Raw genomic sequence first — 25,168 nt, forward strand, 5'->3', positions numbered from 1 at the left:
CGAACACCGCCTCCTACTGGATCAGCACCGAGCACCTCGCGGACTGGATCGCCACCCGCGGCTACGCCACCAGCTGACACCCACACACCAGCACATGACCGAAGGGCCGGACCCCCACCACGGGGTCCGGCCCTTCGGCATGACGTCAGTCGGTGGCGAGGACGGCCAGGATCTGCTCGCCGTACTTGGCGAGTTTGTTCTCGCCGACCCCGCTGACCCGGGACAGGTCGGCCAGTGTGCTGGGCGCGTCGCTGGCGATCTGGCGCAGCGTGGCGTCGTGGAAGATGACGTACGCCGGGACGCCCTGTTCCTTGGCGGTGGTCGCGCGCCAGCCGCGTAGCCGTTCGAACAGTGACGCGGCGGCCGGGGTCAGCTCGGCCACGACCGTGGACGAGCCGCGCGGCTTCGATGAGCGGCTCGATGCGGGCTTCTCCGGCTCGCGGCGCAGGGTGACCGTACGGCGGCGACCGAGGACCTCGGCGCTCGCCTCGGTCAGCGCGAGCGTGCCGTAGTCACCCTCCACGGCGAGGAGCCCTTCGGCGAGCAGTTGCCGGACCACGCCCCGCCACTCGGCCTCACTGAGCTCGGAGCCGATGCCGAAGACGGTCAGCGAGTCGTGACCGTACTGGCTGATCTTGTCGGTCTGCTTGCCGAGCAGGATGTCGATGCAGTGCCCGGCGCCGAAGCGCTGGTTGCGTTCGCGGTCGAGACGGAAGACGGCGGAGAGCAGCTTCTGGGCGGCGACGGTGCCGTCCCAGGACTCCGGTGGGGTGAGGCAGGTGTCGCAGTTGCCGCAGGCGGTCGTCGTCGTCTCGCCGAAGTATTCGAGCAGTTGGACCCGCCGGCAGCGCACGGTCTCGCAGAGGGCGAGCATCGCGTCCAGGTGCGCGGCCAGGTTGCGGCGGTGGGCGAGGTCGCCGTCGGACGTCTCGATCATCTTGCGTTGCTGGACCACGTCCTGCAGCCCGTACGCCAGCCAGGCGGTGGACGGCAGGCCGTCGCGGCCGGCGCGGCCGGTCTCCTGGTAGTAGCCCTCGACGGACTTGGGCAGGTCGAGGTGGGCGACGAACCGGACGTCGGGTTTGTCGATGCCCATGCCGAAGGCGATGGTGGCCACCATGACCAGACCGTCTTCGCGCAGGAAGCGCTGCTGGTTGCGAGCGCGGGTGCCGGCGTCCAGCCCGGCGTGGTACGGCAGCGCGGCGACCCCGTTGGCGGTGAGGAACTCCGCGGTCTTGTCGACCGAGGCGCGGGACAGGCAGTAGACGATGCCGGCGTCGCCGGGGTGCTCGTCGCGCAGCAGGGTCAGCAGCTGCTTGCGGGGCTCCCGCTTGGGCACGATTCGGTACTGGATGTTGGGCCGGTCGAAGCTGGCCACGAAGTGCCGGGCGTCGTCGAGTTTGAGCCGGCTCGCGATCTCGGTGCGGGTGGCGCTTGTCGCGGTGGCGGTCAGGGCGATGCGGGGCACCTGCGGCCAGCGTTCGTGCAGCATCGACAGGGCGAGATAGTCGGGGCGGAAGTCGTGCCCCCACTGGGACACGCAGTGCGCCTCGTCGATCGCGAACAGGGAGATGCGCCCCCGGTCCAGCAGGGCGAGGGTGGAGCGGACGCCAAGCGCCTCCGGGGCCAGGTAGAGCAGGTCCAGGTCGCCGGCGACGAAGGCGGCCTCCACTCGCCGCCGGGCGTCCGGGGTCTGGGTCGAGTTGAGGAACCCGGCGCGCACGCCGACCGCGGTGAGGGCGTCGACCTGGTCCTGCATGAGCGCGATCAGCGGGGACACGACGACGGCGACCCCGTCGCGGACCAGGGCCGGGATCTGGTAGCACAGGGACTTGCCACCACCGGTGGGCATCAACACCAGCGCGTCGCCGCCGGCGACCATGTGTTCGATCACGTCCTGCTGGAACCCACGGAACGCGTCGTAGCCGAAGACCCGGCCCAGCACGTCCAGGGCGTCGGAGGCGGAACGCAGGTCGGTGGGAGAGGCCATCCGGGGAGTCTACGAGCCCACCCCGACACCGCCCGTCCGGCGCACCCGGGCCGGGTGGGCCGGACGGGCGACGCGGTCAGCCGGGCTGGGTGGACCGGTTGGCCAGGCCGCGCGGCGGGGCCTTCATCCCGACCACGATGTCGACGATCTCGATGTAGCGGGCCTTGTTGCCCATTCGGAAGGCGGTGGCCGCCGCGTTGATCTCCTCGAGGGTGTCGGCCTCGACCATGGTGACCTGGTCGTACTCGCCGTTCACCCCGGTGCAGACGACGTGGGTGAGCTGCTTGGCGAAGCGGCCCAGGTCGCGGGCGTGCTCGGCGGAGATCTCGTGGATGCCCTCGCGGCCGAGGGCGAAGTACTCGGGGCTGATCCGCATGAACAGGAAGCCGACGTATTTGTTCTTGTCCGCCAGGTCGTGCATCGCACCCTCCAGATGTCGGTCTGACCTGCGACGATCACGTTGAGCGTATTGACAACTACTGATCGTCATCAAGAGCGCCCGCTGTCGGGAGGGCGACCGTCGGAACGGTCCGCGGGCGCCGTCCGGCCACGGGTGCCGGGCGGCGCCCCGGTGGCGGGATAGAGTCGCTGATTGACCAATCGCGGCCGAGGGCGGCCGCGGCGCCACGGCTTGGGGGTACGGGTGAGCGAGGCGCGCACAACAGGTGACCGGATCGACGGCCCGGATGCCGATGACGAGCAGTTGGCGGCCGAGTCGGAGACCACCCTCGTGGTGGTCACCGGGCTCTCCGGAGGTGGCCGTAGCACGGTGGCCCGGGCGTTGGAGAACGTCGGCTACTACGTCGTGGACAACCTGCCGCAGGCCCTGATGCTGGACATGGCCGAGCTGGCCTTCAAGGCGGGTGGCGCGGCCCGGCGTACCGCCATGGTGCTGGACGTGCGGTCGCGGGCTTTCTCGACCGATTTGGCCGGGGCGATCCGGGAGCTCAAGGAGCGCGGTTTCTCACCCCGGGTGGTCTTCGTCGACGCCGACGACGAGGTGCTGATCCGGCGGTTCGAGAGCGTTCGGCGTTCGCACCCGTTGCAGGGGGACGGGCGGCTGGCCGACGGCATCGCCGTGGAGCGCGGTCTGTTGGAGGAGGCCCGCGACCAGGCCGACGTGATCATCGACACCAGCCACCTGAACGTCAACCAGCTCCGGCGGCGCATCGAGGAGCTGTTCGGCGGCGAGGACGCCCGCCGGCTGCGGGTCACCGTGCTGTCGTTCGGCTTCAAGTACGGCCTGCCGCCGGACGCCGACTTCGTGCTGGACGCCCGCTTCCTGCCGAATCCGTACTGGGTGCCGGAGCTGCGTGAGCACACCGGGCGGGAGGAGGCGGTCAGCGCGTACGTGCTGGGTCAGGAGGGCGCCGACGCCTTCGTCGCCTCGTACGCCGACCTGGTCAACGCCACCACGACCGGCTTCGAGCGGGAGGGCAAGCGGTACCTCACCGTCGCCGTGGGCTGCACCGGCGGCAAGCACCGCAGCGTGGCCATCGCCGAGGAGTTGGCCAGCCGACTGCGTCACTCCGGGCTGGCGGCGAACGCCCAGCACCGCGACCTGGGGCGGGAATGACGGCCCGGCGGGTGGTGGCGTTCGGCGGCGGGCACGGGCTGTCCGCCTCGTTGCGTGCGCTGCGGCACTGCGCTCCCGAACTCGACCTCGACATCACCGCGGTGGTCACGGTGGGTGACGACGGCGGCTCCAGTGGCCGATTGCGGGCCGAGCGGGGTGGGCTGCCCCCGGGAGACCTGCGCCAGGCGCTTGTGGCGTTGGCCGGGGACCACCCGGCCACCCGGCGAAGCGCGGGGCTGTTCCAGCACCGCTTCGCCGCCGCACCGGGGGGCGTACCCGAAAATGGAGCGACCGACCCGGACCGGGACGGCGCGGCCCCGAGCGGCCCCGACGGGGCGTCGGCCGGCACCGACGGTCTGACCGGGCACGCGGTGGGCAACCTGGTGCTCTGCGGCCTCATGGAGCTGCTCGGCGATCCGGTGGCCGCGCTGGAGCACGCCGGGGCGATGCTCGGCGCGGTAGGCCGGGTGTTGCCGATGTCCCGCCAGCCGGTCGGTATCGAGGCGCGGGTACGCGGCGCCGACCCGGCCGCCCCGGACGAGGTGCGTACGGTGAGTGGCCAGCACCAGGTGGCCGTCACCACCGGGCGGGTCGAGTCGCTGCGGCTCACCCCGAGCGCCCCACCGGCCTGCGCCGAGGCCATCGAGGCGATCCGGGCGGCCGACTGGTTGATCTTCGGGCCGGGCAGCTGGTACACGAGTGTGCTCCCGCACCTGCTGGTGCCGCAGTTGGCCGACGCGATCGTGTCCACCTCGGCCCGGCGGCTGGTCACGTTGAACCTCGCCGCGGAGAAGGAGACCCTCGGGCTCTCCGTCGCCGACCACCTCGCGGCGCTGCACTGGTACCTGCCCGAGCTCAAGGTGGATCTTGTGCTCGCCGATGCCAAGGCGGTGGGTGACCCCGAACCGGTCGAACGTGCGGCAGAATCGCTGGGTGCCCGCCTGGTCCTCGCCCCCGTCGCCGTTGTCGACGGGACTCCCCGCCATGATCCGGCTGCCCTGGGCGCCGCGCTGGTGCCTGTACTGGGCGCCGATCGTTAGACACGTACGTAATCTCCGGCGACACGCCGGAACAGGTCCGTGAGGGGACGCACAATGGCGATGACGGCCGCGGTCAAGGACGAGCTGAGTCGGGTCGACGTGCCCAAGCCCTGCTGCCGACGGGCGGAGATGGCCGCACTGCTGCGCTTCGCTGGCGGGCTGCACATCGTCTCCGGCCGCGTGGTGGTGGAGGCTGAACTGGACACCGGGGCGGTGGCCCGGCGGCTGCGCCGGGAGGTCGCCGAGGTCTACGGCTACCCCAGCGAGATCCACGTGCTGGCCTCCGGTGGGCTTCGCAAGGGCAGCCACTTCATCGTGCGGGTGGTGAAGGACGGCGAGGCCCTGGCGCGACAGACCGGCCTGCTCGACGTGCGGGGTCGCCCGGTGCGCGGGCTGCCCCCGCACGTGGTGGCGGCCAACGTCTGCTGCGCGGTCTCCGCGTGGCGCGGCGCGTTCATGGCCCACGGCTCGCTCACCGAGCCGGGCCGCTCCAGCGCACTGGAGATCACCTGCCCGGGGCCGGAGTCGGCGCTGGCGCTGGTCGGCGCGGCCCGCCGGATCGGCATCACCGCGAAGAACCGCGAGGTACGCGGGGTGGACCGGGTGGTCGTCAAGGACGGTGACGCCATCGCCGCGCTGCTCACCCGGATCGGCGCGCACTCCAGCGTGCTGGCCTGGGAGGAACGCCGGGTACGCCGCGAGGTGCGGGCCACCGCCAACCGGCTCGCCAACTTCGACGACGCCAACCTGCGTCGTTCGGCGCGGGCGGCGGTCGCCGCCGCGGCCCGGGTCACCCGCGCGCTGGAGATCCTCGCCGACGAGGCGCCCAACCACCTGACCGACGCCGGTCGGCTGCGCCTGGAGCACCGGCAGGCGTCGCTGGAGGAGTTGGGGGCCCTGGCCGAACCCCCACTGACCAAGGACGCCATCGCGGGGCGGATCCGCCGGCTCCTGGCGCTGGCCGACAAGCGGGCCCGCGACCTTGGCATCCCGGATACGGAAGCGGCCGTCACGCCCGACATGCTCGTGGTCTGATAGGACGGTGGGGCCGCACGGTGCGCCCGGGAGCACGACCCGGCGCAGCGTGGCCTCGCACGCTCGGATAGGGTCGCTGAGTACGGCAAGGGGGCCGACACCGGCACTCCTCGTCGTGCCCACCGCCTCGGGCGGTCAGGTCCTCAGACCGCGCGGCGGGGTGGCCGAGATGAACCGTCGACGGCCGGCTCCAACGGTCGGCGCACACCATTCCCGCCGGCCCGTTGTCTGAAGCCGGCGGACCAGAACGCGAGGAGATGGGACCTGTGACCATCCGGGTTGGCATCAACGGCTTTGGCCGAATCGGCCGTAACTTCTTCCGGGCAGTGCTGGCGTCTGACGCCGACATCGAGGTCGTGGCGGTGAACGACCTGACCGACAACGCCACGCTCGCCCACCTGCTCAAGTACGACAGCATCCTTGGTCGCCTGCCGTACGAGGTCAAGGCCACCGCCGACGAGATCACCGTCGGTGGCAAGACCATCAAGGCGTACGCCGAGAAGGACCCGTCGAAGCTGCCGTGGGGCGAGGTCGGCGCCGACGTCGTGATCGAGTCGACCGGCTTCTTCACCGACGCCACCAAGGCCAAGGCGCACGTCGACGGCGGGGCCAAGAAGGTCATCATCTCCGCCCCGGCGAAGAACGAGGACGTCACCGTCGTCATGGGTGTCAACCACGACACCTACGACCCGGCGAAGCACACCATCATCTCCAACGCCTCGTGCACCACCAACTGCCTCGCCCCGATGGCGAAGGTCCTGCACGACACGTTCGGCATCCAGCACGGTCTGATGACGACGATCCACGCGTACACCCAGGACCAGAACCTCCAGGACGCGCCGCACTCGGACCTGCGTCGGGCCCGGGCCGCCGCGCTGAACATCGTGCCGACCTCGACCGGCGCCGCCAAGGCGATCGGCCTGGTCCTGCCGGACCTCAAGGGCAAGCTCGACGGGTACGCCCTGCGGGTGCCGATCCCGACCGGCTCGGTCACCGACCTCACCGTCAACGTGGGTCGCGAGACCACCGTGGACGAGGTCAACGCCGCGCTGAAGGCCGCCGCGGACGGCCCGCTCAAGGGCATCCTGGTCTACAACGAGGACCCGATCGTCTCCACCGACATCGTGACCGACCCGGCGTCGTGCATCTTCGACGCGCCGCTGACCAAGGTCGTCGGCAACCAGGTCAAGGTCGTCGGCTGGTACGACAACGAGTGGGGCTACTCCAACCGGCTGGTCGACCTCGTCAAGCTGGTCGGTTCGTCGCTGTGAGCATCCGGACCCTCGACGACCTGCTCGCCGAGGGGGTGTCGGGTCGGCGCGTGCTGGTGCGCGCCGACCTGAACGTCCCGCTCGACAAGCAGACCGGTGCCATCACGGATGACGGCCGGATCCGCGCGGTGCTGCCGACCCTCGGCGCGCTGGTCGAGGCCGGCGCGAAGGTGGTCGTCTGCTCGCACCTGGGCCGCCCGAAGGGCGCTCCGGACCCGCAGTTCAGCCTGGGCCCGGTCGCCGGGCGGCTCGGTGAGCTGCTCGGCGCGCCTGTGCACTTCGCCACCGACACCGTCGGTGACTCCGCCCGCTCGACCGTCGCCGACCTGGCCGACGGCCAGGTCGCCCTACTGGAGAACCTGCGTTTCAACGCCGGTGAGACCAGCAAGGACGAGGCCGAGCGGGGTGCCTTCGCCGACCAGCTCGCAGCGTTCGGCGACGCGTACGTGGACGACGCGTTCGGTGCCGTGCACCGCAAGCACGCCAGCGTCTTCGACGTACCGGCCCGGTTGCCGCACGTCGCGGGCCGGCTGGTGCTGCGTGAGGTCGAGGTTCTCTCGAAGCTCACCGGCGACCCGGAGCGCCCGTACGTGGTGGTGCTCGGCGGGTCGAAAGTGTCCGACAAGCTCGCCGTGATCGAGGCTCTGCTGCCCACGGTCGACCGGCTGCTCATCGGTGGTGGGATGTGCTTCACCTTCCTCAAGGCCCAGGGCCTGGAGGTGGGCACCTCGCTGCTGGAGAAGGACATGGTCGAGACCTGCCGCAACCTGCTGGAGCGGTCCGGCGGCAAGATCATGCTCCCGGTCGACGTGGTGGTCGCGGACGCGTTCGCTCCGGACGCCGCGCACGACACGGTCCGGGTCGACGGCATCCCGAGCCACCGGCTGGGCCTGGATGTCGGTCCGGAGACGGTGGCTGGCTTCAGCGCCGCGCTGTCCCAGGCGAAGACGATCTTCTGGAACGGCCCGATGGGCGTGTTCGAGATGCCGGCCTTCGCGGCGGGCACCCGGGGGATCGCCGAGGCGATCACCAAGGCCGACGCGTTCAGTGTCGTCGGCGGCGGTGACTCGGCGGCGGCGGTCCGTGCCCTGGGGCTGGACGAGTCGTCCTTCGGGCACATTTCCACCGGTGGTGGCGCCTCCCTGGAATACCTCGAGGGCAAGACCCTCCCCGGCATCGCGGCCCTGGAGAACTGAATGTCGAGCACCACCCGCCGGCCGCTGATGGCCGGCAACTGGAAGATGAACCTCAACCACCTCGAGGCCAACCTGCTGGTGCAGAAGCTGGCGGCGAGCCTCACCGAGAAGCAGCTCACGGCCGTCGAGACGGTCGTGCTGCCGCCCTTCACCGACCTGCGGACCGTGCAGACCGCGGTGGACGGGGACAAGCTGCTGATCGGCTACGGCGGGCAGGACCTCTCCCCGCACGCGTCCGGCGCGTACACCGGGGACATCTCCGGTCCGATGCTGGCCAAGCTGGGCTGCACGTACGTGGTGGTCGGGCACTCCGAGCGGCGGGCCTACCACAACGAGGACGACGCCTTGGTCAACGCCAAGGTCAAGGCGGCGCTCACGCACGGCCTGACGCCGATCCTCTGCGTGGGGGAGGGGCTGGACATCCGCGAGAAGGGCACCCACGTGGCGCACTGCTCCGACCAGCTCGACGGGGGCCTCGCCGGGCTCACCCCCGAGCAGGTGCGACAGGTCGTGATCGCGTACGAGCCCGTCTGGGCGATCGGCACGGGCAAGACCGCGACGCCGGACGACGCCCAGGAGGTCTGCGGGGCGGTCCGTCAGCGGTTGGCGGAACGCTTCGACCAGGAGACCGCCGACCAGGTTCGGGTCCTCTACGGCGGCTCGGTCAAGGCGTCCAACGTCGCCTCGATCATGGCCCAACCGGACGTGGACGGGGGCCTGGTGGGGGGCGCCAGCCTGGACGCGGAGGAATTCGCTCAGATCTGCCGGTTCCCGGAGCACCTCGCCCGCTGATCGCTCGGTATCCTTGACACCGCCCGTCCGCCGGTCGGTGCCGCCGTGCCCGATCAGACCGGGCGAGGATCGCTACGAGAGGAACTGACCCCAGCCATGCCGATCTGGTTCGCATACACGTTGATCGTGTTGCTGGTCATCACGAGCATTCTGCTCACCATGCTGATCCTGCTGCACCGCGGCAAGGGCGGCGGTCTGTCGAGCATGTTCGGCGGTGGCGTCAGCTCCAGCCTTGCCGGCTCCTCGGTCGCGGAGAAAAACCTGGACCGCTACACCGTTCTGGTGAGCGTCGTCTGGTTCGCCGCGATCATCGGGCTCGGGCTCTGGCTGCGCCTCCAAATGAACAGCGGCGCCTGAGCAGGCTCAGTAAGTCGTACAATCTGCGCGCGGTTCGTCACTCGACGGGCCGCGCGCAGGCTTTTCTCCGCTGCACCGCGTCGCCCGCCGCTCCACCCCCGAAGACGGCGGGTCCCCTCCGACGACAGGAGCGAGCAGCCGTGCCGAATGGCAACGTTATCCGGGGAGCCCGGGTCGGGTCCGCACCGATGCGCCCGGACGAGCGGCACCAACCCGCCCCCCGACAGGACGTCAGCTACTGGTGCCGTAACGACCACCGGGTCGACATCCGGATCGCCGCGGACGTCGAGCCGCCACCCCTGTGGGACTGCCCCCGCTGCGGCCTACCCGCCGGCCGGGACGCCCAGAACCCACCGGGCCGGGTCCGCGCCGAACCGTACAAGAGCCACCTGGCGTACGTGAAGGAGCGGCGCACCGCCGAGGAGGGAGAGGCCCTGCTCGCCGAGGCGCTCGCCGCACTACGCCGTCGACGCGGCGAGTAGCGGGCTCCTCCGCGCGCTCAGCGCAGGCTGCGCAGTCGGGCGGGTACGTCGGCTGCCGCCGCCCGGTCCAGCAACCAGCGGGTGCGGTCCACGCCGCGCACGCCGGCCGCCGGCAGCTGCACCGGCCCGGCGCCAGCCAACGCCATACCCACCGCGCGAGCCTTGTCGGCGCCGGCGGCCACCAACCAGACCTCTTCGGCGGTGTTGATCGCCGGCAGGGTGAGGGTGGTCCGCGTCGGCGGCGGCTTGGGGCTACCCCGTACCGCGCTGACCGGTCGGGTCTCGTAGCCGACCGGGTGCTCGGGGAAGACCGAGGCCACGTGGCCGTCCTCGCCGACGCCCAGCATCAGCACGTCGAAGTGCGGCAGGGTGGCGTGCCCGGGCCGGGCCGCGCGGGCCAACTCCTCCGCGTACGCGGCAGCCGCCGCCTCGGGGTCGTTGCCGGCCGGGCCGTCCGAGGCCGGCATCGGGTGTACCCGGGCCGGGTCCAACGGCACCACGTCCAGCAGGGCGGCGCGGGCCTGGGTCTCGTTGCGGTCCGGATCACCGGCGGGCAGGAACCGTTCGTCGCCCCACCACACGTCGACCCGGGACCAGTCCACCGCGTCGCGGGCCGGCAGCGTCGCCACCGCCCGGTACACGGCCGCGGCGACCCGACCCCCGGTGAGCACCACCGAGGCTTCGCCCCGGTCGGCCTGGGCGTCGAGCAGCTTCACCAGCAACCGGGCCGCCACGGCCTGCGCCAGCAGGTCGGCGTCGGCGTGCACGGCGACACTCGCCTCACTCATGGTTGCGCCTTCGTTTCCCGACCGCGGGGCGGTCGCTGTCGTGCCCGGGGCGGTGTGCCCGAGGTGGTGGGGCGGAGACCCCGGAAGTTACGGGGCAGGGCCGGTGCGTACCGGCCCTGCCCGACGTCGTGCCCCGGCTGGGCTCAGCCCTCGCCGCTCGTGCCGACGTGCGCGGTGACCCCGGCTTCGGCGCGCTGCGCGGTGGCCGGATCCTTCCAGACGTGGACCCGCTGCGCGGGGCGCTGCTCCAGCCCTCGCAGCCCGGCCGTCGCGCCCAGCGCCTCCGCGTACACCTGGTCGGCGTCCAGCCGGCGCAACTCCTCGGCCAGCTCGTCGCCGAGCGGGCGGCGGACCAGCGGCAGGGCCCGGTCCTCCTGGCCCGTCCGCCGGAAGACGGCCATGCTGTCCTCGCGGGTCAGCGTCAGCTGGTCGCCGTTGGCGCAGCTGAGCTGCACCTCCCGCATCCGGGGGAACTCGTTGCTGTCCACCCGGTGTGGGGTGATGCCGAGCCGGCTGGACAGCCAACCGGCCATCAGCGCGGCCGTCGGGTCGGTCCGCGGCGCGACGATTGTCGCCTCGGTGACCTGGGCGCTGGTGGTGTCGAACGCCCCGGCGACCAGGGTGCGCCACGGGGTGATCCGGGTCCACGCCAGGTCGGTGTCGCCCGGGGCGTAGTCGCGGGCACGCTGCCGCAGCGCCTCCACCGGGTCGGCGGCCTGCGCGGAGTCGGTGATCCGCCGGTCGGCCACCACCCCGAGGAAGTCGGTGGCGATCTCCGCCGGCGGCTCGCCGTGCCACCAGGTGACCACCGGCACGTCCGGAACGAGCAGCGGCATCACGACCGACTCGGCGTGCAGGGACAGCCGGCCGTACATCCGGGTGACCACGGCCTCGCACGGGCCGAGCCGGCCACCGACCACGATCTCCGCGTCCAGTCGGTTGCGGTCCCGCTCGATCTCCGAGCGCACCACCACCACGAGCCGGCACGGGTGCGCGGCCGCGGCGATCGTCGCCGCGGCCTCCGCCTCCCGGACCCGCTTCTCGTCCACGACCACGATGAGGGTGAGCGCCATGCCGCTGGCCACCCCGCCGGCGCTGCGCCGCTCGGCGGCGAGCGCCTTGACCACCTCGTTGCCGGTGGTGTCCCACAGCCCGATCATGCTCGTCTCCAGGCGCGGCCCTCGCGGGCCAGCATCTCGTCGGAGGCCCGTGGGCCCCACTCACCGGCCCGGTACGGCTCCGGGGTGGTGCCCGCCCAGGCGTGTTCCAGGGGGTCGATCACCTGCCAGCTCTGCTCGACCTCGGCCGCGTCCGGGAACAGGGTGCGATCGCCGATCAGCACGTCCAGCACCAGACGCTCGTACGCCTCGGGGCTGGACTCGGTGAACGCCTCGCCGTACTGGAAGTCCATCGCGATGTCGCGGACCTCCATGGTCGTGCCCGGCACCTTCGAGCCGAACTTGAGCACCACACCCTCGTCCGGCTGCACCCGGATGACCAGCTGGTTGTTGCCCAGCGACTCCATGTCGGCGTCGTTGAACGGCAGGTGCGGCGCCTTCTTGAACATGATGGCGACCTCGGTGACCCGCCGGGGCAACCGCTTGCCGGCCCGGATGTAGAACGGCACCTCCGCCCAGCGGCGGTTCTGGATGCCCAGCCGCACCGCCACGTATGTCTCCGTGGTGGAGTCGGCGGGCACGTCCCGCTCATCCAGGTAACCGACCGCGCGTTCGCCGCCGACCCAGCCGGGCAGGTACTGGCCCCGGACGGTGTCCCGGGCGACGTCCTTGGGCAGGGTGATGGCCTTGAGCACCTTCAGCTTCTCGGCCCGGATCTCGTCGGCGTCGAAGCTGGTCGGCTCCTCCATCGCCACCAGGGCGAGGAGTTGGAGGAGGTGGTTCTGCAACACGTCGCGAGCGGTGCCGACCGTGTCGTAGAAGCCGGCGCGGGTGCCGATGCCGACGTCCTCCGCCATGGTGATCTGCACCGAGTCGACGTACTTGGAGTTCCACAGCGGCTCGAACAGGTTGTTGGCGAACCGCAGGGCGAGGATGTTCTGAACCGTCTCCTTGCCCAGGTAGTGGTCGATCCGGAAGACGTCCTGCCGGGTGAACACGTCGTCGACGAGGTCGTTGAGCGCCTTCGCCGAGGGCAGGTCGTTGCCGAACGGCTTCTCCACCACGACCCGGCGCCAACCGCCGGACTTCTCGTTGTCGGCCATCCCGGTGCGGGCCAGCTGCTTGAGCACGACGGGGAACGCGGCCGGCGGGATGGAGAAGTAGAACGCCGCGTTGCCGGCGATGCCGTGGGTCTGGCGCAGATCGTCAAGCGTCGAGGCGAGGGTGTCGAAGGCGGCGTCGTCGTCGAACGACCCGCCGACGAACTTGATGTTGCCGGCCAGGCGCGCCCACACCTCGTCCCGCCAGGGGGTGCGAGCGTGCTTGCGGGCAGCCTCGCAGGCCAACGTCTCGAAGTCGCCGTCACCCCAGTCGCGGCGCGCGAAACCGAGCACCACGAAGCCCGGCGGCAACAGCCCCCGGTTGGCCAGGTCGTAGACCGCGGGCAGCAGCTTCTTGCGGGCCAGGTCGCCGGTCACCCCGAAGATCACCAGAGCGCAGGGCTCAGGGATCCGGGGCAACCGGCGGTCCTGCGGGTCGCGCAGCGGGTTCACCGAACCGCCTCCTCGCTCCGCTTCAGTCACGTCGTCCATCCTCACGCCCGCAGATCACCGGCCGCGTCCAGTAGTTGGGCGACACCGGCGGCCCGGTCGGTCAGGTGCAAACGCAGCAGCGGCCGCTCCCGACCGGCGAGCGCCTGCCGGTCCCCGGCGGCCTGCGCCGCCTGCAGCTCACCGAAGGTGTACGGCTTGCCCGGCACCGCCAGGTCCTCGGCGACCGCGCCGGTCACCTGGAGGTAGCTGCCCACCTGCGGGCCGCCCTTGTGGTACTGGCCCGTCGAGTGCAGGAACCGCGGACCCCAGCCGAAGGTGACCGGCCGCCCGCCCGCCTGGGCCAGCAGCGGCCGCAGCCGGGCGGCGTCGGCGTCGGCGAACCGGTCGAGGTACGCCATCACCGCGAGGTAACCGTCGTCGCCCAGCCCGTCGAGCAGCCAGCGCAGCACACCGGCCAGGTCCCCCGGGGCGCCCTGCGGGGCGTACACCTCGATCGCGCCCTCGGTGAACGACGGCGTCTCCGCCGGCAGGCCCGAGGCCAGGATCTTGTTGGTGTTCTCCTTGGACTCGGTGACGTTCGGCTGGTTGAACGGGTCGATGCCGAGCACCACACCGGCCACCGCGGTGGCGTACTCCCAGGCCAGGAACTGCGCGCCCAGCGGGCCGTTGACGGCCACGTCCGGGGTGGCGCCGCCGCCCGGCATGTCACCGGGGGCGAGCGCGCCGCCGTAGGTGACGGTCAGCACGTCCGCGCCGGTGGCGCCGGGGCTCTGCGGGGACTCCACGACCACCGGGAGGATGCCCACCCCGGCCTTGCCGGTCGACTCGGCGATCAACTGCTCGGCCCAGTCGCCGAGCCCGTCGATGCCGGTGCCGTCGGAGACCAGGGCGACCTTGTCCCGGGCCAGCGTGGCCGCCGCGCCCAGGGCGGCGCCCAGCGCCAGCGCCGGGTTGTTCTGGTCCGCGCCGAGCGAGGTGGCCAGCGCGTCGGCCTGATCGAGCAGTTCGGCGACCTCGACCCCGGCCAGTGCCGAGGGCACCAGACCGAAGGCGGTCAGCGCCGAGTACCGGCCACCGACGTTCGGGTCGGCGAGCACGGTGAACGCGCCCATCTCGGTCGCGGTGGTCTCCAGCGGCGAACCCGGGTCGGTGACGATGACGAAGTGCCGGCCGGCCTCCGCCTCGGTCATCCCGGCGTCCAGGAACGCCTGCCAGTACGCGCGCCGGTGGCTGTCGGTCTCCACCGTCGACCCGGACTTGCTGGCCACCACCACGACGGTGCGCTCCAGCCGGTCACCGAGCGCCGCCCGGACCTGGCCCGGGTCGGTGGTGTCCAGCACGGTCAACGGGCGACCCAGCGTCCGGGTGATCACCTCGGGCGCGAGCGACGAGCCGCCCATGCCGGCGAGCACCACGTGATCCAGGTCGGCCAGCTCCGCGGTCAGCTCGGCCAACTGCACGAGCAACTCGCGGCTACGCCGGTGGGTGTCCACCCAGCCCAGCCGGACCTTCGCCTCGGCCTCGGCGTCCGGACCCCACAGGCTCGCGTCCTTGCCCGCCAGCTTGCCCGGGACGCCGGCCTTGACCAGCGCGTCCCGGGTCGAGGCGGGCGCGGCCTTGTCGACCGCGTCCGCGCCGTAGACGGCGAGCCCGGCGGCTGCCTCCACCGGCCCTGAAAGTAGATCGCTCATGCCGTCACTCCGCTTCGCTGCGTGCCGTCATGAGGCACCATCGCACTGAGCTTGTTGATTCGCTCGCTGCGCTCGCTCATGCGCCACCGGCCTTCTCGGCGGCCTTGGCGTTGCCCTTGGCCGCCTTGTTCGGAGCACCCTTGCCGTTCGCCGCCGCCTCCAGGGACTTGCGGACGCCGTCGAGCAGTTCCTGCCAGCTGGCCTCGAACTTCTCCACGCCCTCACGTTCGAGGGTGACGATCACGTCGTCCATGTCCACCCCGACCGACTCCAGGTCCGCGAAGACCTTCCGGGCCGCGTCGTAGGCGCCGGTGATGGTGTCGCCGCGGGTCTCGCCGTGATCGGCGTACGCGTGGATGACCGCCTCCGGCATGGTGTTGACAGTGCCGGGTGCGATTAGCTCCTCGACGTAGATGACGTCCCGATAGTCCGGGTTCTTCGTCGAGGTGGACGCCCACAGCGGCCGCTGCGGGTGCGCGCCGGCGGCGGCGAGCGCCTTCCAGCGGTCGGAGGAGAACACCTCGGAGTAGCGCTCGTACGCCAGCTGCGCGTTGGCGATGGCGGCCTTGCCCTTGAGGGCCTTGGCCTGGTCGGACCCGATCTTCTCGAGCCGCTTGTCGACCTCCGAGTCGACCCGGGAGACGAAGAACGACGCGACCGAGCCGATCTTCGACAGGTCGTGGCCGTTGGCCTTGGCCTGCTCCAAACCGGCGAGGAACGCCTCCATGACCGCCGAGTAGCGGTCCAGACCGAAGATCAGCGTGACGTTGACGCTGATCCCCTCGGCCAGCGTGTCGGTGATCGCCGACAGGCCCTCCTCGGTGGCCGGGATCTTGATGTAGAGGTTGGGCCGGTCCACCAGCCACCACAGGGCCTTGGCCTCGGCCACCGTCCGGTCGCTGTCGTGCGCCACCCGGGGGTCCACCTCGATGGAGACCCGACCGTCGACACCGTCGCTGCCGTCGTACGACGGGCGCATCACGTCGCAGGCCCACCGCACGTCGTACGTGGTGAGCATGCGCACCGACTCCTCGACCTCGATGCCACGGGTGGCGAGGTCGCGCAGCTGCCAGTTGTACTCGTCGGCGTCGCTCAGCGCCTTCGCGAAGATCGTCGGGTTGGTGGTGACACCGGCCACGTGCTTCTCGCGGCGCAGCTGGTCCAGCCCGCCGGAGCTCAAACGCACCCGGGAAAGATCGTCGAGCCAGACCGCCACACCTGCGGCGGTGAGTTCATTCAGCTTGTCCGTCATGCCGTCCACGCTCCCTCAGTTGCCGGTCGTGAAACCGGTGATGTCGCCCACCCGGGCCAGGGAGGCGTGTGCCGCCGCCACGATCCGGTCGCCGGTGAAACCGAACTGCTCGAAGAGCACGGTGTGCGGGGCGCTCGCGCCGTAGTGCTCGATGCTGACGCTCTCGCCGAGGTCGCCGACGACGCCGCGCCAGGACATCGCGATGCCCGCTTCCACGCTCACCCGTGCCTTTACCCCGCGGGGGAGCACCGACTCCCGGTACGCCTCATCCTGCTCGTAGAACCACTCCTGGCAGGGCATCGAAACCACCCGGGTCGGGGTGCCGTCCGCCTCCAGGCGCTCCCGCGCGGTCAGGCAGAGCTGCACCTCGCTACCGGTGCCGACGATGATCACCTGAGGCTTGCCGTTGGACGCCTCAGCCAGCACGTAGCCGCCCTTGGCGACCCCCTCCGCGCTGCCCAGGACGTCCCGGTCCAGGGTTGGCAGCGGCTGACGGCTCAGCGCCAGCGCGGTGGGCCGGTCGGTGTGCTCCAGCGCCATCCGCCAGGCCCAGGCGGTCTCGTTCGCGTCCGCCGGGCGGACCACGTCCAGGCCCGGGATGGCGCGCAGCGCGGTCAGGTGCTCCACCGGCTGGTGCGTCGGGCCGTCCTCGCCCAGGCCGATCGAGTCGTGCGTCCAGACGTAGGTCACCGGCAGCTTCATCAACGCGGCCAGCCGCACCGACGGACGCATGTAGTCGCTGAAGACCAGGAACGTGCCGCCGTACGGGCGGGTGCCGCCGTGCAGGGCGATGCCGTTGAGGATCGCGCCCATGGCGTGCTCACGGATGCCGAAGTGCAGCGTGCGGCCGTACTCGTGGCCGGGGAAGTCCTTGGTGGCGTGCGCGGCCGGGATGAACGACGGCTCGCCCTTCATCGTGGTGTTGTTGCTCTCGGCCAGGTCGGCCGAGCCGCCCCACAGCTCCGGGAGCACCGGCGCCAGCGCCTCCAGCACCTTGCCGGAGGCGGCCCGGGTGGCCACCCCCTTGGCGTCCGCGGGGAAGACCGGCAACGCGTCGGTCCAGCCGTCGGGGAGTACGCGACCAGCCAACCGCTCGTAGAGCGCGGTGCGCTCCGGGTTGGCCTTCTTCCAGGCGTCGAACGCGGTGGTCCACTTCTCCTCGGCGGCGGAGCCGCGGCCCATCACCGTGCGGGCGTGGCTGAGCACCTCCTCGTCGACCTGGAAGGTCTGCTCCGGGTCGAAGTCGAGGAGCCGCTTGGTGGCCTTCACCTCGTCGGCGCCGAGCGCCGAGCCGTGGATCTTGCCAGTGTTCTGCTTGTTGGGCGCGGGCCAGCCGATGATGGTGCGCAGCGCGATGAAGGAGGGGCGGGCGGTCTCCGCCCGGGCCGCCACCAGCGCCGCGTACAGCGCCTCGGCGTCCTCGTGGTAGTCACCCTGGTCGGCGTCGCCGCTGCGCCAGTCGACGGTCTGCACGTGCCAGCCGTACGCCTCGTAGCGGGCGGCCACGTCCTCGCTCTTGGCGATCCGGGTGTCGTCCTCGATGGAGATCTCGTTGTCGTCGTAGACCACCGTGAGGTTGCCCAGCTGCTGGTGCCCGGCGAGAGCGCTGGCCTCGTGGCTGATGCCCTCCTCGATGTCACCGTCGGAGACGATGCACCAGATGTTGTGGTCGAAGACCGACGCGCCGAGCTCGGCCTCGGGGTCGAACAGGCCGCGCTCGCGGCGGGCCGCCATGGCCATGCCGACCGCGTTGCCCAGACCCTGCCCGAGCGGGCCGGTGGTGGTCTCCACGCCCGGGGTGTGCCCGTGCTCGGGGTGCCCCGGCGTCTGCGAGCCCCACTGCCGCAGCGACTTCAGGTCGTCCAGGCTCAACGGGTAACCGGAGAGGAACAGCTGGATGTAGAGCGTCAGGCTGGAGTGCCCGGCGGAGAGGACGAAGCGGTCACGGCCGGGCCAGTTCGGGTCGGCCGGGTTGTGCCGCATGACGCGGTTGAAGAGGAGGTACGCCGCGGGCGCGAGGCTCATCGCGGTGCCCGGGTGGCCGTTGCCGGATTTCTCTACGGCGTCCATGGCCAGCACGCGGACGGTGTCTACGGCCCGGCGATCGAGGTCGGACCAGTTCAGTGCGGAGTGCTCGGGTCGTTTAACAGCCACGATGGTTGTGCTCCTCGGCAGATGGGCGGAACCCTCACCGATGACCTTATCGAGCGTCCCTAAACGCGCGCCCAGGGATCTGTGCATGGTGTGCGCTACGTGACCATCCGGATGCTCGGTTCAACCCGGTGGTGTGACGGCCCGCACCGTTGTCGGGTCGGCCGGGCAGCCAAAACGACGACGCGTAGTGTGTGGGGCGGTATGCGGATCCGAGCGGTCCCGACCGATCCGATCTCCCCGTGCCCGATGCCGGAAGGTGGCAATCCGTGAGCATGATCACCGAGCGCCCCGCGAGCAACCCGGCCGGGCAACACCCGGCGCGGGCGGCCGAGGGCCCGGTGGCCCGGCGGGACGTACGCGCGGTCATTTCGGCGTACGTGGCGCTCACCAAGCCGCGGATCGTCGAGTTGCTGCTGGTCACCACCATCCCGGCGATGATGCTCGCCGAAGGCGGGCTGCCATCGCTGTGGCTGATGGCCATCGTGCTGATCGGCGGCTCGCTCGCCGCCGGCGCGGCCAGCGTCCTCAACTGCTACATCGACCGGGACATCGACCAGCTGATGCGGCGTACCAAGCGTCGGCCGCTGCCGGCGCACACCGTGTCACCGCGAAGCGCGCTGATCTTCGGTCTGGTGCTGGCGGTGGTGTCGGTGGCCCTGATGGCGGCGTTCACCAACCTGCTGGCCGCCGGGCTGACCCTCGCCGCGATCGCCTACTACGACCTCGTCTACACCCTGTGGCTCAAGCGCTCCACCCCGACGAACACCTTCTGGGGCGGCGCCTGCGGGGCGGCACCGGTGCTGATCGGGTGGGCGGCGGTGACCGGCTCGCTGGCGCCGGCCGCCTGGGGGCTCTTCGCGGTGGTCTTCTTCTGGCAGATGCCGCACTTCTACCCGCTCGCCATGAAGTACAAGGACGACTACGCCCGGGCCGGCATCCCGATGCTGCCGGTGGTGGCCTCGATCCGCCGGGTGAACGCCGAGATCCTGATCTTCGCGTGGCTCACCGTGCTCACCTCCCTGGCCGTCTGGCCGCTGGGGCTCAGCGCGATCTACGGGGTGCCCACCCTGGTGGTGGGGGCCATCTTCGTGGTCGAGGCACACCGGCTCTGCCGGCGCGCGACGCGCGGCGAGGCGGTCAAGCCGATGCGGCTGTTCCACTGGTCGACGACGTACCTGACGATCGTCTTCGTGGCCGTCGCGCTCGACGCGCTGATCTGACCCGTCCCGCGTCCGGCTCTGCTCTTCCGGTCTGGCTCGGCTCTTCGTCTGTTCTTCCGGTCTGGCTCTGCCTTCGGGTCTGGTGCGGATGCCTCCGCCCGTCGAGTCTGGGGGACGCCGCCCGTCGGGTCTGGTGCGACGCCACAGCCCGTCGGCTTTCCGCTGGCTTGTCGGCTTCCGCGCCGCAGCTCTGCTTGACGGCTCCACCGCCGCCCGTCGGCTGGTGGCCGAGCGTTGGTGCCGATGATCTACTGACTAATCATGGACGTGGATGAGTTGTCCGGGTTTAATGTCACATCAGCGTAACTTTCAGCATGAGTCGGATCGGCTCAACTCGGGGTGGTTCGGGAGTGATTTGCCGACGCACTTTGAGCGTAAAAGTCCCGATATAACCGGACAGTTAACCTGTGCTTGTCCTTAAACCCGTAGGTAATTGGCATCACAAAAGGTTCATGGTTCTCGCCCCACGGGGTGCAACTCTGCTTAGGCTTCGCGTCATGGCAGATGGTTCCGATACGACGCTGACGGCCGAGCAGACCGCCGGCGAGCAGGCGCCCCAAGGCCTGGTCGCTGGCCTCAAGGCGTTCGCGGCCGGACACGGCGGCGCGAAGGCGGTCATCGAGTACGTCGGCAAGCGTGGCGCGCGGATCGTCCTGGTGGGTTCCGACGGTGAGTGGGGCGACCAGTTCGCCGACGACACCGTCACCGCCCGGGAGGCGTGCGCCAAGGCGGGAGTCACCGTCGAGAACGCCTGGGAGCGTGAACTGATGGACCAGATGCGTCCGAGCAACGACCTCTGGCGGTCGATGGCTCGCCGCACGATGGCCCGCTGAATAGACAGCTGAATTGACCACACATCACCAGTCGACCCGGGGGGAACCCCGGGTCGCTCTCGTCACCTGCGCCGACCTGGCCGACCTCGACCCGGACGACCGGCTGGTCCTCGCCCCACTCGCCGCCCGTGGTGTCGCCGTGCAGACCGTGATCTGGGACGACCCCGACGTCGACTGGTCGTCCTACGACCTGGTCGTGCTCCGCTCACCCTGGGACTACGCGCTACGCCGCGACGAGTTCGTGTCCTGGGCGTCCACCGTTCCGGCGCTTGTCAATCCGGCCGAGGTGGTCCGCTGGAACACCGACAAGCGCTACCTCGCCGAGCTGAGCGCCGCCGGGGTGCCGACCGTGCCGACGTCGTGGATCGAGCCGGGGGAGAGCTGGCAGCTGCCCGCCGAGACCGGCGAGTACGTGCTCAAGCCCGCGGTCAGCGCCGGCAGCCAGGACACCGGCCGGTACGACCTGGCCGACCCGGAGCACCGGGACCTGGCCACCGCACACGCTCGCCGGCTCTCCGGGGCCGGTCGGGTGACCATGGTCCAGCCGTACCTGCGTGCCGTCGACACCGAGGGTGAGACGGCCCTGCTCTTCCTGGCCGGCCCGGAGGGGCTCGCGTTCAGCCACGCGATCCGCAAGGGTCCGATGCTGTCCGGGCCGGACCTCGGCCCGGACGGGCTCTACAAGGCCGAAGAGATCACGCCCCGCACCGCCCGCCCCGAACAGCTGGCGGTGGCCGAGCAGACCCTCGCGACGGTGCCTGGCGGCACCCGACAGTTGCTCTACGCCCGCGTCGACCTGATCCCCGGCCCGGACGGCGAGCCGGTCCTGGTCGAGCTGGAGCTGACCGAGCCGTCGCTCTTCATCGGGTACGCGGACGGCGCCCCCGACCGCCTCGCCACCGCCATCACCACCCACCTCGCCCGCAACGCCTGACCCCCACAGCGAGCGCCACCCCCCGAACGGCCGTCCGCGCCACCGCGCGCGCCACCGCGCCACCGCGCGCGACCCCGCGCCACCGCGATGCGACCCCGCGCCACCGCGATGCGACCCCGCGCGACCGCGATGCGACCCCGCGCGACCGCGCGACCGCGCGTCCGTGCCGCCGGCAAGATCGCGCAACATCCTGGTTGTAGTGGTATCGGCGGGTCGACGATGCCACTACATCCTGGATCGAGCGTGATCTTGGTGGCCGTGGGCGCCAAAACCCGGGTTGCGGTCTCTCGCGGGCGGGATTCGTCGTCAAGATCCGCGCAGAATCGGGGATGTTGCTGCCTCTCGCGTGTCGGAGGCAGCAACATCGGGGAAGTTGCGGGATCTTGGCGGGGCGCGGGGCGCGGGGCGCGGGCCGACCGGGGCCGGCAGGCCGCGCAGGGCGCGGTGGCCAGGCGATGACGCGGGACGCGGGGCGGCCAAGGCGGTGACGCTGGGCCCGATGCGGCCAGGCGGCCAGGCGGCTGGGCGGCCGGGCGGTCAGGCGGTGACTGGGACCGGGGCGGCGGCGTCGGTCGGGGTGGCCTTTGGGGCCGGCGCGACCGGGCGGCGTTCCCGGGTGGACCACTGCACCGACAGGGCGGCCAGCAGCACCAGGCAGGAGCCGAGCATGTGCGCGCCGACCAGGAGCGCCGGCACGTGCGTGAAGTACTGCACGAAGCCGATCAGGCCCTGACTCAACTCCACGGCGACCAGGATGATCGCGGCCCGAGTTGCCTGCCGCGCACCGACGGCGCGGAACGCGAAGATCAGCGCCACCGAGAGACCGATCAGCAGGAAGACCCCGTCGGCGTGCACCTGCGAGATCGTCTCCGGGTCGAGGCCGTTGCGGGCGGCGCCGTGGTCGCCCGCGTGCGGGCCGCTGCCGGTGACCCAGGTGCCGACGACCAGCACGGCGACGGTGACGCCGGTGGTGATCCGGGCCAGCGCGCGCAGCGGTGTGGGCACCACGGGCACGGTCGGGCCGTCGGGGTCGCCGACGCGTCGCCAGAGGGCGTACGCGGCGGCGATCACCGCCATCGAGGCGAGGAAGTGCAGCCCGACCACCCACGGGTTGAGGTTGGTGAGGACGGTGATGCCACCGATCACCGCCTGGGCGGGGATGCCCAGGAAGACCGCGACGGCCAGTGCGAGGAGCCCCGGTCGGCGGGGCCGGTGCAGCAGTACGGCCAGCACGGTGGCCAGCGCGATGAGACCCACCGCGAAGGTCAGCATCCGGTTGCTGAACTCGATCACCCCGTACACGCCCATCTCGGGCGTGGTGACGTAGGAATCGTCGGTGCACCGGGGCCAGGTGGGGCAGCCGAGGCCCGAGGCGGTCAACCGGACGGCCCCGCCGGTCACGACGATGCCCACGTTCGCGATGATCGAGGCGAGCGCCAGGCGGCGCAGCAGGATGCCGGAGACCGGACGGACGATTCGGTTCACGGCGCAAATCCTACGCACCGTAGTGATCGAGGTTCGTCCGACTCCGCCGGCTCGGTGGTTCGGATCACCGGGGCCCGGGTTTGCGACCCTCCGGGTAATTACGTAACGTTGGCGTTGTGAAAAACGCGGCGGCGCTCTCCGGGCACCAACCGACGGCCGAACCGGCCCTCGGTGCGTCCGTTGCCGCGCCCGCCGTGACCACGTCGGCCGGCCTCGCCGGGCCGGCGGCGGCCGAGATCTCCACCCGGGATCGGGTCACCCAGTTGCTGCTGGAGCAGGGTGCCACCACCGCCGCGCAGCTCGGCGCGGCGCTCGGGCTCAGCCCGGCGGCGATCCGCCGGCACCTGGACGCGATGCTCGCGGACGGTGACGTGTACGCCCGCGAGCAGACCGTGCAGGGCAGTCGCGGTCGGGGGCGCCCGGCCAAGGTGTTCCTGTTGACCGAGGCCGCCCGGGTCCGCTGTGGCACACACCACTACGACAACATGGCCACGGCCGCGCTGCGCTGGATCGCCCGCAGCGGCGGTTCGGACGCGGTCGAGGCGTTCGCCACCGAGCAGGTGTCCGCTCTCGAGTCCCGCTGTCGGACGGCCATGGAGGACGCCGGCGACGACCCCCTCGCCCGAGCCGAGGCACTCGCCGCAGCGCTCACCGCCGAGGGTTACGCTGCCAATGCGACCACGATCGCCTCCGGCGGGCAGCTCTGTCAGCACCATTGCCCGGTGGCGCACGTGGCCGCCGAGTTTCCCCAGCTGTGCGAGGCCGAGACCGCGGTTATCTCCCGTCTGGTCGGCACCCACGTGCAGCGTCTGGCCACCATCGCGCACGGCGACGGGGTGTGCACCACGCACATCCCGACCCAGCCGGGCCGCGCTCAATCCGGTAATCCCGTCACCACTGTGAGGACAGATAGATGACCGAGCAGATCGTCCAGCCCCTGACCCAGGAAGAGCAGCTCGCCGCCCTGGGCAGGTACGAGTACGGCTGGTCCGACCCGGACGCCGCCGGGGCGGTCGCCCAGCGCGGCATCAACGAGGCGGTGGTTCGGGACATCTCGGCCAAGAAGAACGAGCCGGCGTGGATGCTCGACCTGCGGCTGAAGGGCCTGCGGCTGTTCGGCCGTAAGCCGATGCCGGCCTGGGGCGCGGACCTCACCGGGATCGACTTCGACAACATCAAGTACTTCGTGCGGTCGACCGAGAAGCAGGCCACCAGCTGGGAGGACCTGCCCGAGGACATCAAGAACACCTACGACCGGCTGGGCATCCCGGAGGCGGAGAAGCAGCGGCTGGTCGCCGGTGTCGCGGCGCAGTACGAGTCGGAGGTCGTCTACCACAAGATCCGTGAGGACCTTGAGGAGCAGGGCGTCCTCTTCCTGGACACCGACACGGCGCTGCGCGAGCACGAGGACGTCTTCAAGGAGTACTTCGGCACGGTGATCCCGGTCGGCGACAACAAGTTCGCCGCCCTGAACACCTCGGTGTGGTCCGGTGGCTCGTTCATCTACGTGCCGAAGGGTGTGCAGGTCGAGATCCCGCTGCAGGCCTACTTCCGGATCAACACGGAGAACATGGGCCAGTTCGAGCGGACGCTGATCATCGTCGACGAGGGTGCGTACGTGCACTACGTCGAGGGCTGCACCGCGCCGCTCTACTCCTCCGACTCGCTGCACAGCGCGGTCGTGGAGATCATCGTCAAGAAGAACGCGCGCTGCCGCTACACGACCATCCAGAACTGGTCGAACAACGTCTACAACCTGGTCACCAAGCGCGCCGTCTGCCACGAGGGCGCGACCATGGAGTGGGTCGACGGCAACATCGGCTCCAAGGTGACCATGAAGTACCCGGCGGTCTACATGACCGGCGAGCACGCCAAGGGTGAGGTGCTCTCGGTGGCGATGGCCGGCGAGGGTCAGCACCAGGACGCCGGCGCCAAGATGGTGCACGCCGCGCCGCACACCTCCTCGACCATCGTGTCGAAGTCGATCGCCCGTGGCGGCGGCCGCACCTCGTACCGGGGTCTGGTGCAGGTGCTGGAGGGTTCGCACCACAGCCGGAGCACGGTCAAGTGCGACGCGCTGCTGGTCGACACCATCTCCCGCTCGGACACCTACCCGTACGTCGACATCCGTGAGGACGACGTGTCGATGGGGCACGAGGCGACCGTCTCCAAGATCAGCGACGACCAGCTCTTCTACCTGATGAGCCGGGGCCTGAGCGAGGACGAGGCGATGGCCATGATCGTGCGTGGCTTCATCGAGCCGATCGCCAAGGAACTCCCGATGGAGTACGCCCTGGAGCTCAACCGCCTGATCGAGCTTCAGATGGAGGGCGCGGTCGGCTGACGCCGCCGCTCTCCGTGGCGGGCCGAAACCTCGGTCCGCCACACCCGGCCCCAACTC

At 71.0% G+C, this 25,168-nt stretch carries 22 protein-coding genes and 1 pseudogene; 14 read left to right on the top strand and 9 right to left on the bottom strand.

Going from position 1 to position 25,168, the window contains the following annotated elements; all coding sequences use genetic code 11:
* Nucleotides 1-77: pseudogene (locus ACIBD9_RS30420) on the top strand (phytochelatin synthase); the annotation flags it as partial.
* A gap of 68 nt (nucleotides 78-145) precedes the next feature.
* On the opposite strand, the gene recQ reads toward ACIBD9_RS30420, so the two are convergent.
* Together recQ and ACIBD9_RS30430 are read right to left on the bottom strand one after the other, a co-directional pair.
* Entirely contained in the window at nucleotides 146-1,990 is a 1,845-nt protein-coding gene (gene recQ, locus ACIBD9_RS30425) for a DNA helicase RecQ (protein WP_396722823.1), read from the bottom strand.
* Nucleotides 1,991-2,066: 76 nt separating this feature from the next.
* Complete coding sequence (locus ACIBD9_RS30430) at nucleotides 2,067-2,411, bottom strand: hypothetical protein (protein ID WP_396722824.1); 345 nt, start codon at nucleotides 2,409-2,411, stop codon at nucleotides 2,067-2,069.
* 252 nt (nucleotides 2,412-2,663) lie between these two features.
* On the opposite strand from ACIBD9_RS30430, the gene rapZ reads away from it, so the two are divergent.
* The 8 genes from rapZ (at nucleotide 2,664) to ACIBD9_RS30470 (ending at nucleotide 9,739) form a co-directional block, all read left to right on the top strand.
* A complete protein-coding gene (gene rapZ / locus ACIBD9_RS30435; protein ID WP_396722892.1) occupies nucleotides 2,664-3,566 on the top strand; it encodes an RNase adapter RapZ in 903 nt (300 codons plus the stop codon).
* The gene (locus ACIBD9_RS30440) at nucleotides 3,563-4,606 is read left to right on the top strand and encodes a 2-phospho-L-lactate transferase CofD family protein (RefSeq protein ID WP_396722826.1); all 1,044 of its coding nucleotides are present in this window, start codon (nucleotides 3,563-3,565) and stop codon (nucleotides 4,604-4,606) included. Before rapZ ends, ACIBD9_RS30440 begins: the two co-directional genes overlap by 4 nt.
* Before the next feature lie 54 nt (nucleotides 4,607-4,660).
* A complete protein-coding gene (gene whiA / locus ACIBD9_RS30445) occupies nucleotides 4,661-5,641 on the top strand; it encodes a DNA-binding protein WhiA (protein ID WP_053656981.1) in 981 nt (326 codons plus the stop codon).
* A 266-nt stretch (nucleotides 5,642-5,907) separates the two neighbouring features.
* Nucleotides 5,908-6,912, top strand: coding sequence for a type I glyceraldehyde-3-phosphate dehydrogenase (gene gap / locus ACIBD9_RS30450; RefSeq protein ID WP_124853956.1), 1,005 nt, complete (start codon nucleotides 5,908-5,910; stop codon nucleotides 6,910-6,912).
* Complete coding sequence (locus ACIBD9_RS30455; RefSeq protein ID WP_091403664.1) at nucleotides 6,909-8,108, top strand: phosphoglycerate kinase; 1,200 nt, start codon at nucleotides 6,909-6,911, stop codon at nucleotides 8,106-8,108. The genes gap and ACIBD9_RS30455 overlap by 4 nt, the downstream gene beginning before the upstream one ends.
* Complete coding sequence (gene tpiA / locus ACIBD9_RS30460; RefSeq protein WP_396722830.1) at nucleotides 8,109-8,900, top strand: triose-phosphate isomerase; 792 nt, start codon at nucleotides 8,109-8,111, stop codon at nucleotides 8,898-8,900.
* A gap of 96 nt (nucleotides 8,901-8,996) precedes the next feature.
* On the top strand, nucleotides 8,997-9,257 hold the full coding sequence (secG, locus tag ACIBD9_RS30465; protein ID WP_238661170.1) for a preprotein translocase subunit SecG: 261 nt from the start codon (nucleotides 8,997-8,999) through the stop codon (nucleotides 9,255-9,257).
* A 140-nt stretch (nucleotides 9,258-9,397) separates the two neighbouring features.
* Nucleotides 9,398-9,739, top strand: coding sequence for an RNA polymerase-binding protein RbpA (locus tag ACIBD9_RS30470; RefSeq protein ID WP_091403668.1), 342 nt, complete (start codon nucleotides 9,398-9,400; stop codon nucleotides 9,737-9,739).
* Between the two features lie 17 nt (nucleotides 9,740-9,756).
* Here the strand turns inward: ACIBD9_RS30470 and pgl are convergent, their stop codons facing one another.
* The 6 genes from pgl to tkt all read right to left on the bottom strand — a co-directional run bounded on the left by pgl (nucleotide 9,757) and on the right by tkt (nucleotide 18,295).
* On the bottom strand, nucleotides 9,757-10,527 hold the full coding sequence (gene pgl / locus ACIBD9_RS30475; RefSeq protein ID WP_396722831.1) for a 6-phosphogluconolactonase: 771 nt from the start codon (nucleotides 10,525-10,527) through the stop codon (nucleotides 9,757-9,759).
* A gap of 143 nt (nucleotides 10,528-10,670) precedes the next feature.
* Nucleotides 10,671-11,687, bottom strand: a complete 1,017-nt coding sequence (locus tag ACIBD9_RS30480; RefSeq protein ID WP_387171322.1) for a glucose-6-phosphate dehydrogenase assembly protein OpcA — start codon at nucleotides 11,685-11,687, stop codon at nucleotides 10,671-10,673.
* Entirely contained in the window at nucleotides 11,684-13,237 is a 1,554-nt protein-coding gene (gene zwf / locus ACIBD9_RS30485) for a glucose-6-phosphate dehydrogenase (protein WP_396722833.1), read from the bottom strand. Before zwf ends, ACIBD9_RS30480 begins: the two co-directional genes overlap by 4 nt.
* 2 nt (nucleotides 13,238-13,239) lie before the next feature.
* Nucleotides 13,240-14,889, bottom strand: coding sequence for a glucose-6-phosphate isomerase (locus tag ACIBD9_RS30490; protein WP_396722835.1), 1,650 nt, complete (start codon nucleotides 14,887-14,889; stop codon nucleotides 13,240-13,242).
* A gap of 76 nt (nucleotides 14,890-14,965) precedes the next feature.
* On the bottom strand, nucleotides 14,966-16,141 hold the full coding sequence (gene tal / locus ACIBD9_RS30495; RefSeq protein ID WP_396722837.1) for a transaldolase: 1,176 nt from the start codon (nucleotides 16,139-16,141) through the stop codon (nucleotides 14,966-14,968).
* Between the two features lie 15 nt (nucleotides 16,142-16,156).
* Nucleotides 16,157-18,295, bottom strand: a complete 2,139-nt coding sequence (tkt, locus tag ACIBD9_RS30500; RefSeq protein ID WP_396722839.1) for a transketolase — start codon at nucleotides 18,293-18,295, stop codon at nucleotides 16,157-16,159.
* A gap of 266 nt (nucleotides 18,296-18,561) precedes the next feature.
* On the opposite strand from tkt, the gene ACIBD9_RS30505 reads away from it, so the two are divergent.
* The 3 genes from ACIBD9_RS30505 to ACIBD9_RS30515 all read left to right on the top strand — a co-directional run bounded on the left by ACIBD9_RS30505 (nucleotide 18,562) and on the right by ACIBD9_RS30515 (nucleotide 21,282).
* Nucleotides 18,562-19,515, top strand: coding sequence for a heme o synthase (locus tag ACIBD9_RS30505; protein ID WP_396722840.1), 954 nt, complete (start codon nucleotides 18,562-18,564; stop codon nucleotides 19,513-19,515).
* Between the two features lie 497 nt (nucleotides 19,516-20,012).
* Nucleotides 20,013-20,348 carry a hypothetical protein gene (locus ACIBD9_RS30510; RefSeq protein WP_091403682.1) on the top strand — a complete coding sequence of 112 codons (336 nt, stop codon included), beginning with the start codon at nucleotides 20,013-20,015 and terminating at the stop codon, nucleotides 20,346-20,348.
* 13 nt (nucleotides 20,349-20,361) lie between these two features.
* On the top strand, nucleotides 20,362-21,282 hold the full coding sequence (locus tag ACIBD9_RS30515) for a RimK family alpha-L-glutamate ligase (protein ID WP_396722843.1): 921 nt from the start codon (nucleotides 20,362-20,364) through the stop codon (nucleotides 21,280-21,282).
* 537 nt (nucleotides 21,283-21,819) lie between these two features.
* On the opposite strand, the gene ACIBD9_RS30520 is transcribed toward ACIBD9_RS30515, so the two are convergent.
* On the bottom strand, nucleotides 21,820-22,785 hold the full coding sequence (locus tag ACIBD9_RS30520; protein ID WP_396722844.1) for a heme A synthase: 966 nt from the start codon (nucleotides 22,783-22,785) through the stop codon (nucleotides 21,820-21,822).
* Between the two features lie 98 nt (nucleotides 22,786-22,883).
* On the opposite strand from ACIBD9_RS30520, the gene ACIBD9_RS30525 reads away from it, so the two are divergent.
* Nucleotides 22,884-23,684 carry a helix-turn-helix transcriptional regulator gene (locus tag ACIBD9_RS30525; protein ID WP_396722846.1) on the top strand — a complete coding sequence of 267 codons (801 nt, stop codon included), beginning with the start codon at nucleotides 22,884-22,886 and terminating at the stop codon, nucleotides 23,682-23,684.
* Entirely contained in the window at nucleotides 23,681-25,111 is a 1,431-nt protein-coding gene (sufB, locus tag ACIBD9_RS30530) for a Fe-S cluster assembly protein SufB (protein WP_091403689.1), read from the top strand. Before ACIBD9_RS30525 ends, sufB begins: the two co-directional genes overlap by 4 nt.
* Nucleotides 25,112-25,168: the final 57 nt, after the last annotated feature.

Source organism: Micromonospora sp. NPDC050784 (genome assembly GCF_044456765.1).
Classification (GTDB): domain Bacteria; phylum Actinomycetota; class Actinomycetes; order Mycobacteriales; family Micromonosporaceae; genus Micromonospora; species Micromonospora foliorum.

Coding starts and splice junctions, on each gene's coding strand:
- tal (WP_396722837.1), bottom strand. CDS start 16,141: ATGACGGACAAGCTGAATGAACTCACCGCCGCAGGTGTGGCGGTCTGG.
- pgl (WP_396722831.1), bottom strand. CDS start 10,527: ATGAGTGAGGCGAGTGTCGCCGTGCACGCCGACGCCGACCTGCTGGCG.
- ACIBD9_RS30440 (WP_396722826.1), top strand. CDS start 3,563: ATGACGGCCCGGCGGGTGGTGGCGTTCGGCGGCGGGCACGGGCTGTCC.
- ACIBD9_RS30480 (WP_387171322.1), bottom strand. CDS start 11,687: ATGATCGGGCTGTGGGACACCACCGGCAACGAGGTGGTCAAGGCGCTC.
- ACIBD9_RS30430 (WP_396722824.1), bottom strand. CDS start 2,411: ATGCACGACCTGGCGGACAAGAACAAATACGTCGGCTTCCTGTTCATG.
- secG (WP_238661170.1), top strand. CDS start 8,997: ATGCCGATCTGGTTCGCATACACGTTGATCGTGTTGCTGGTCATCACG.
- ACIBD9_RS30490 (WP_396722835.1), bottom strand. CDS start 14,889: ATGAGCGATCTACTTTCAGGGCCGGTGGAGGCAGCCGCCGGGCTCGCC.
- tpiA (WP_396722830.1), top strand. CDS start 8,109: ATGTCGAGCACCACCCGCCGGCCGCTGATGGCCGGCAACTGGAAGATG.
- recQ (WP_396722823.1), bottom strand. CDS start 1,990: ATGGCCTCTCCCACCGACCTGCGTTCCGCCTCCGACGCCCTGGACGTG.
- ACIBD9_RS30510 (WP_091403682.1), top strand. CDS start 20,013: ATGGCAGATGGTTCCGATACGACGCTGACGGCCGAGCAGACCGCCGGC.
- zwf (WP_396722833.1), bottom strand. CDS start 13,237: ATGGACGACGTGACTGAAGCGGAGCGAGGAGGCGGTTCGGTGAACCCG.
- whiA (WP_053656981.1), top strand. CDS start 4,661: ATGGCGATGACGGCCGCGGTCAAGGACGAGCTGAGTCGGGTCGACGTG.
- sufB (WP_091403689.1), top strand. CDS start 23,681: ATGACCGAGCAGATCGTCCAGCCCCTGACCCAGGAAGAGCAGCTCGCC.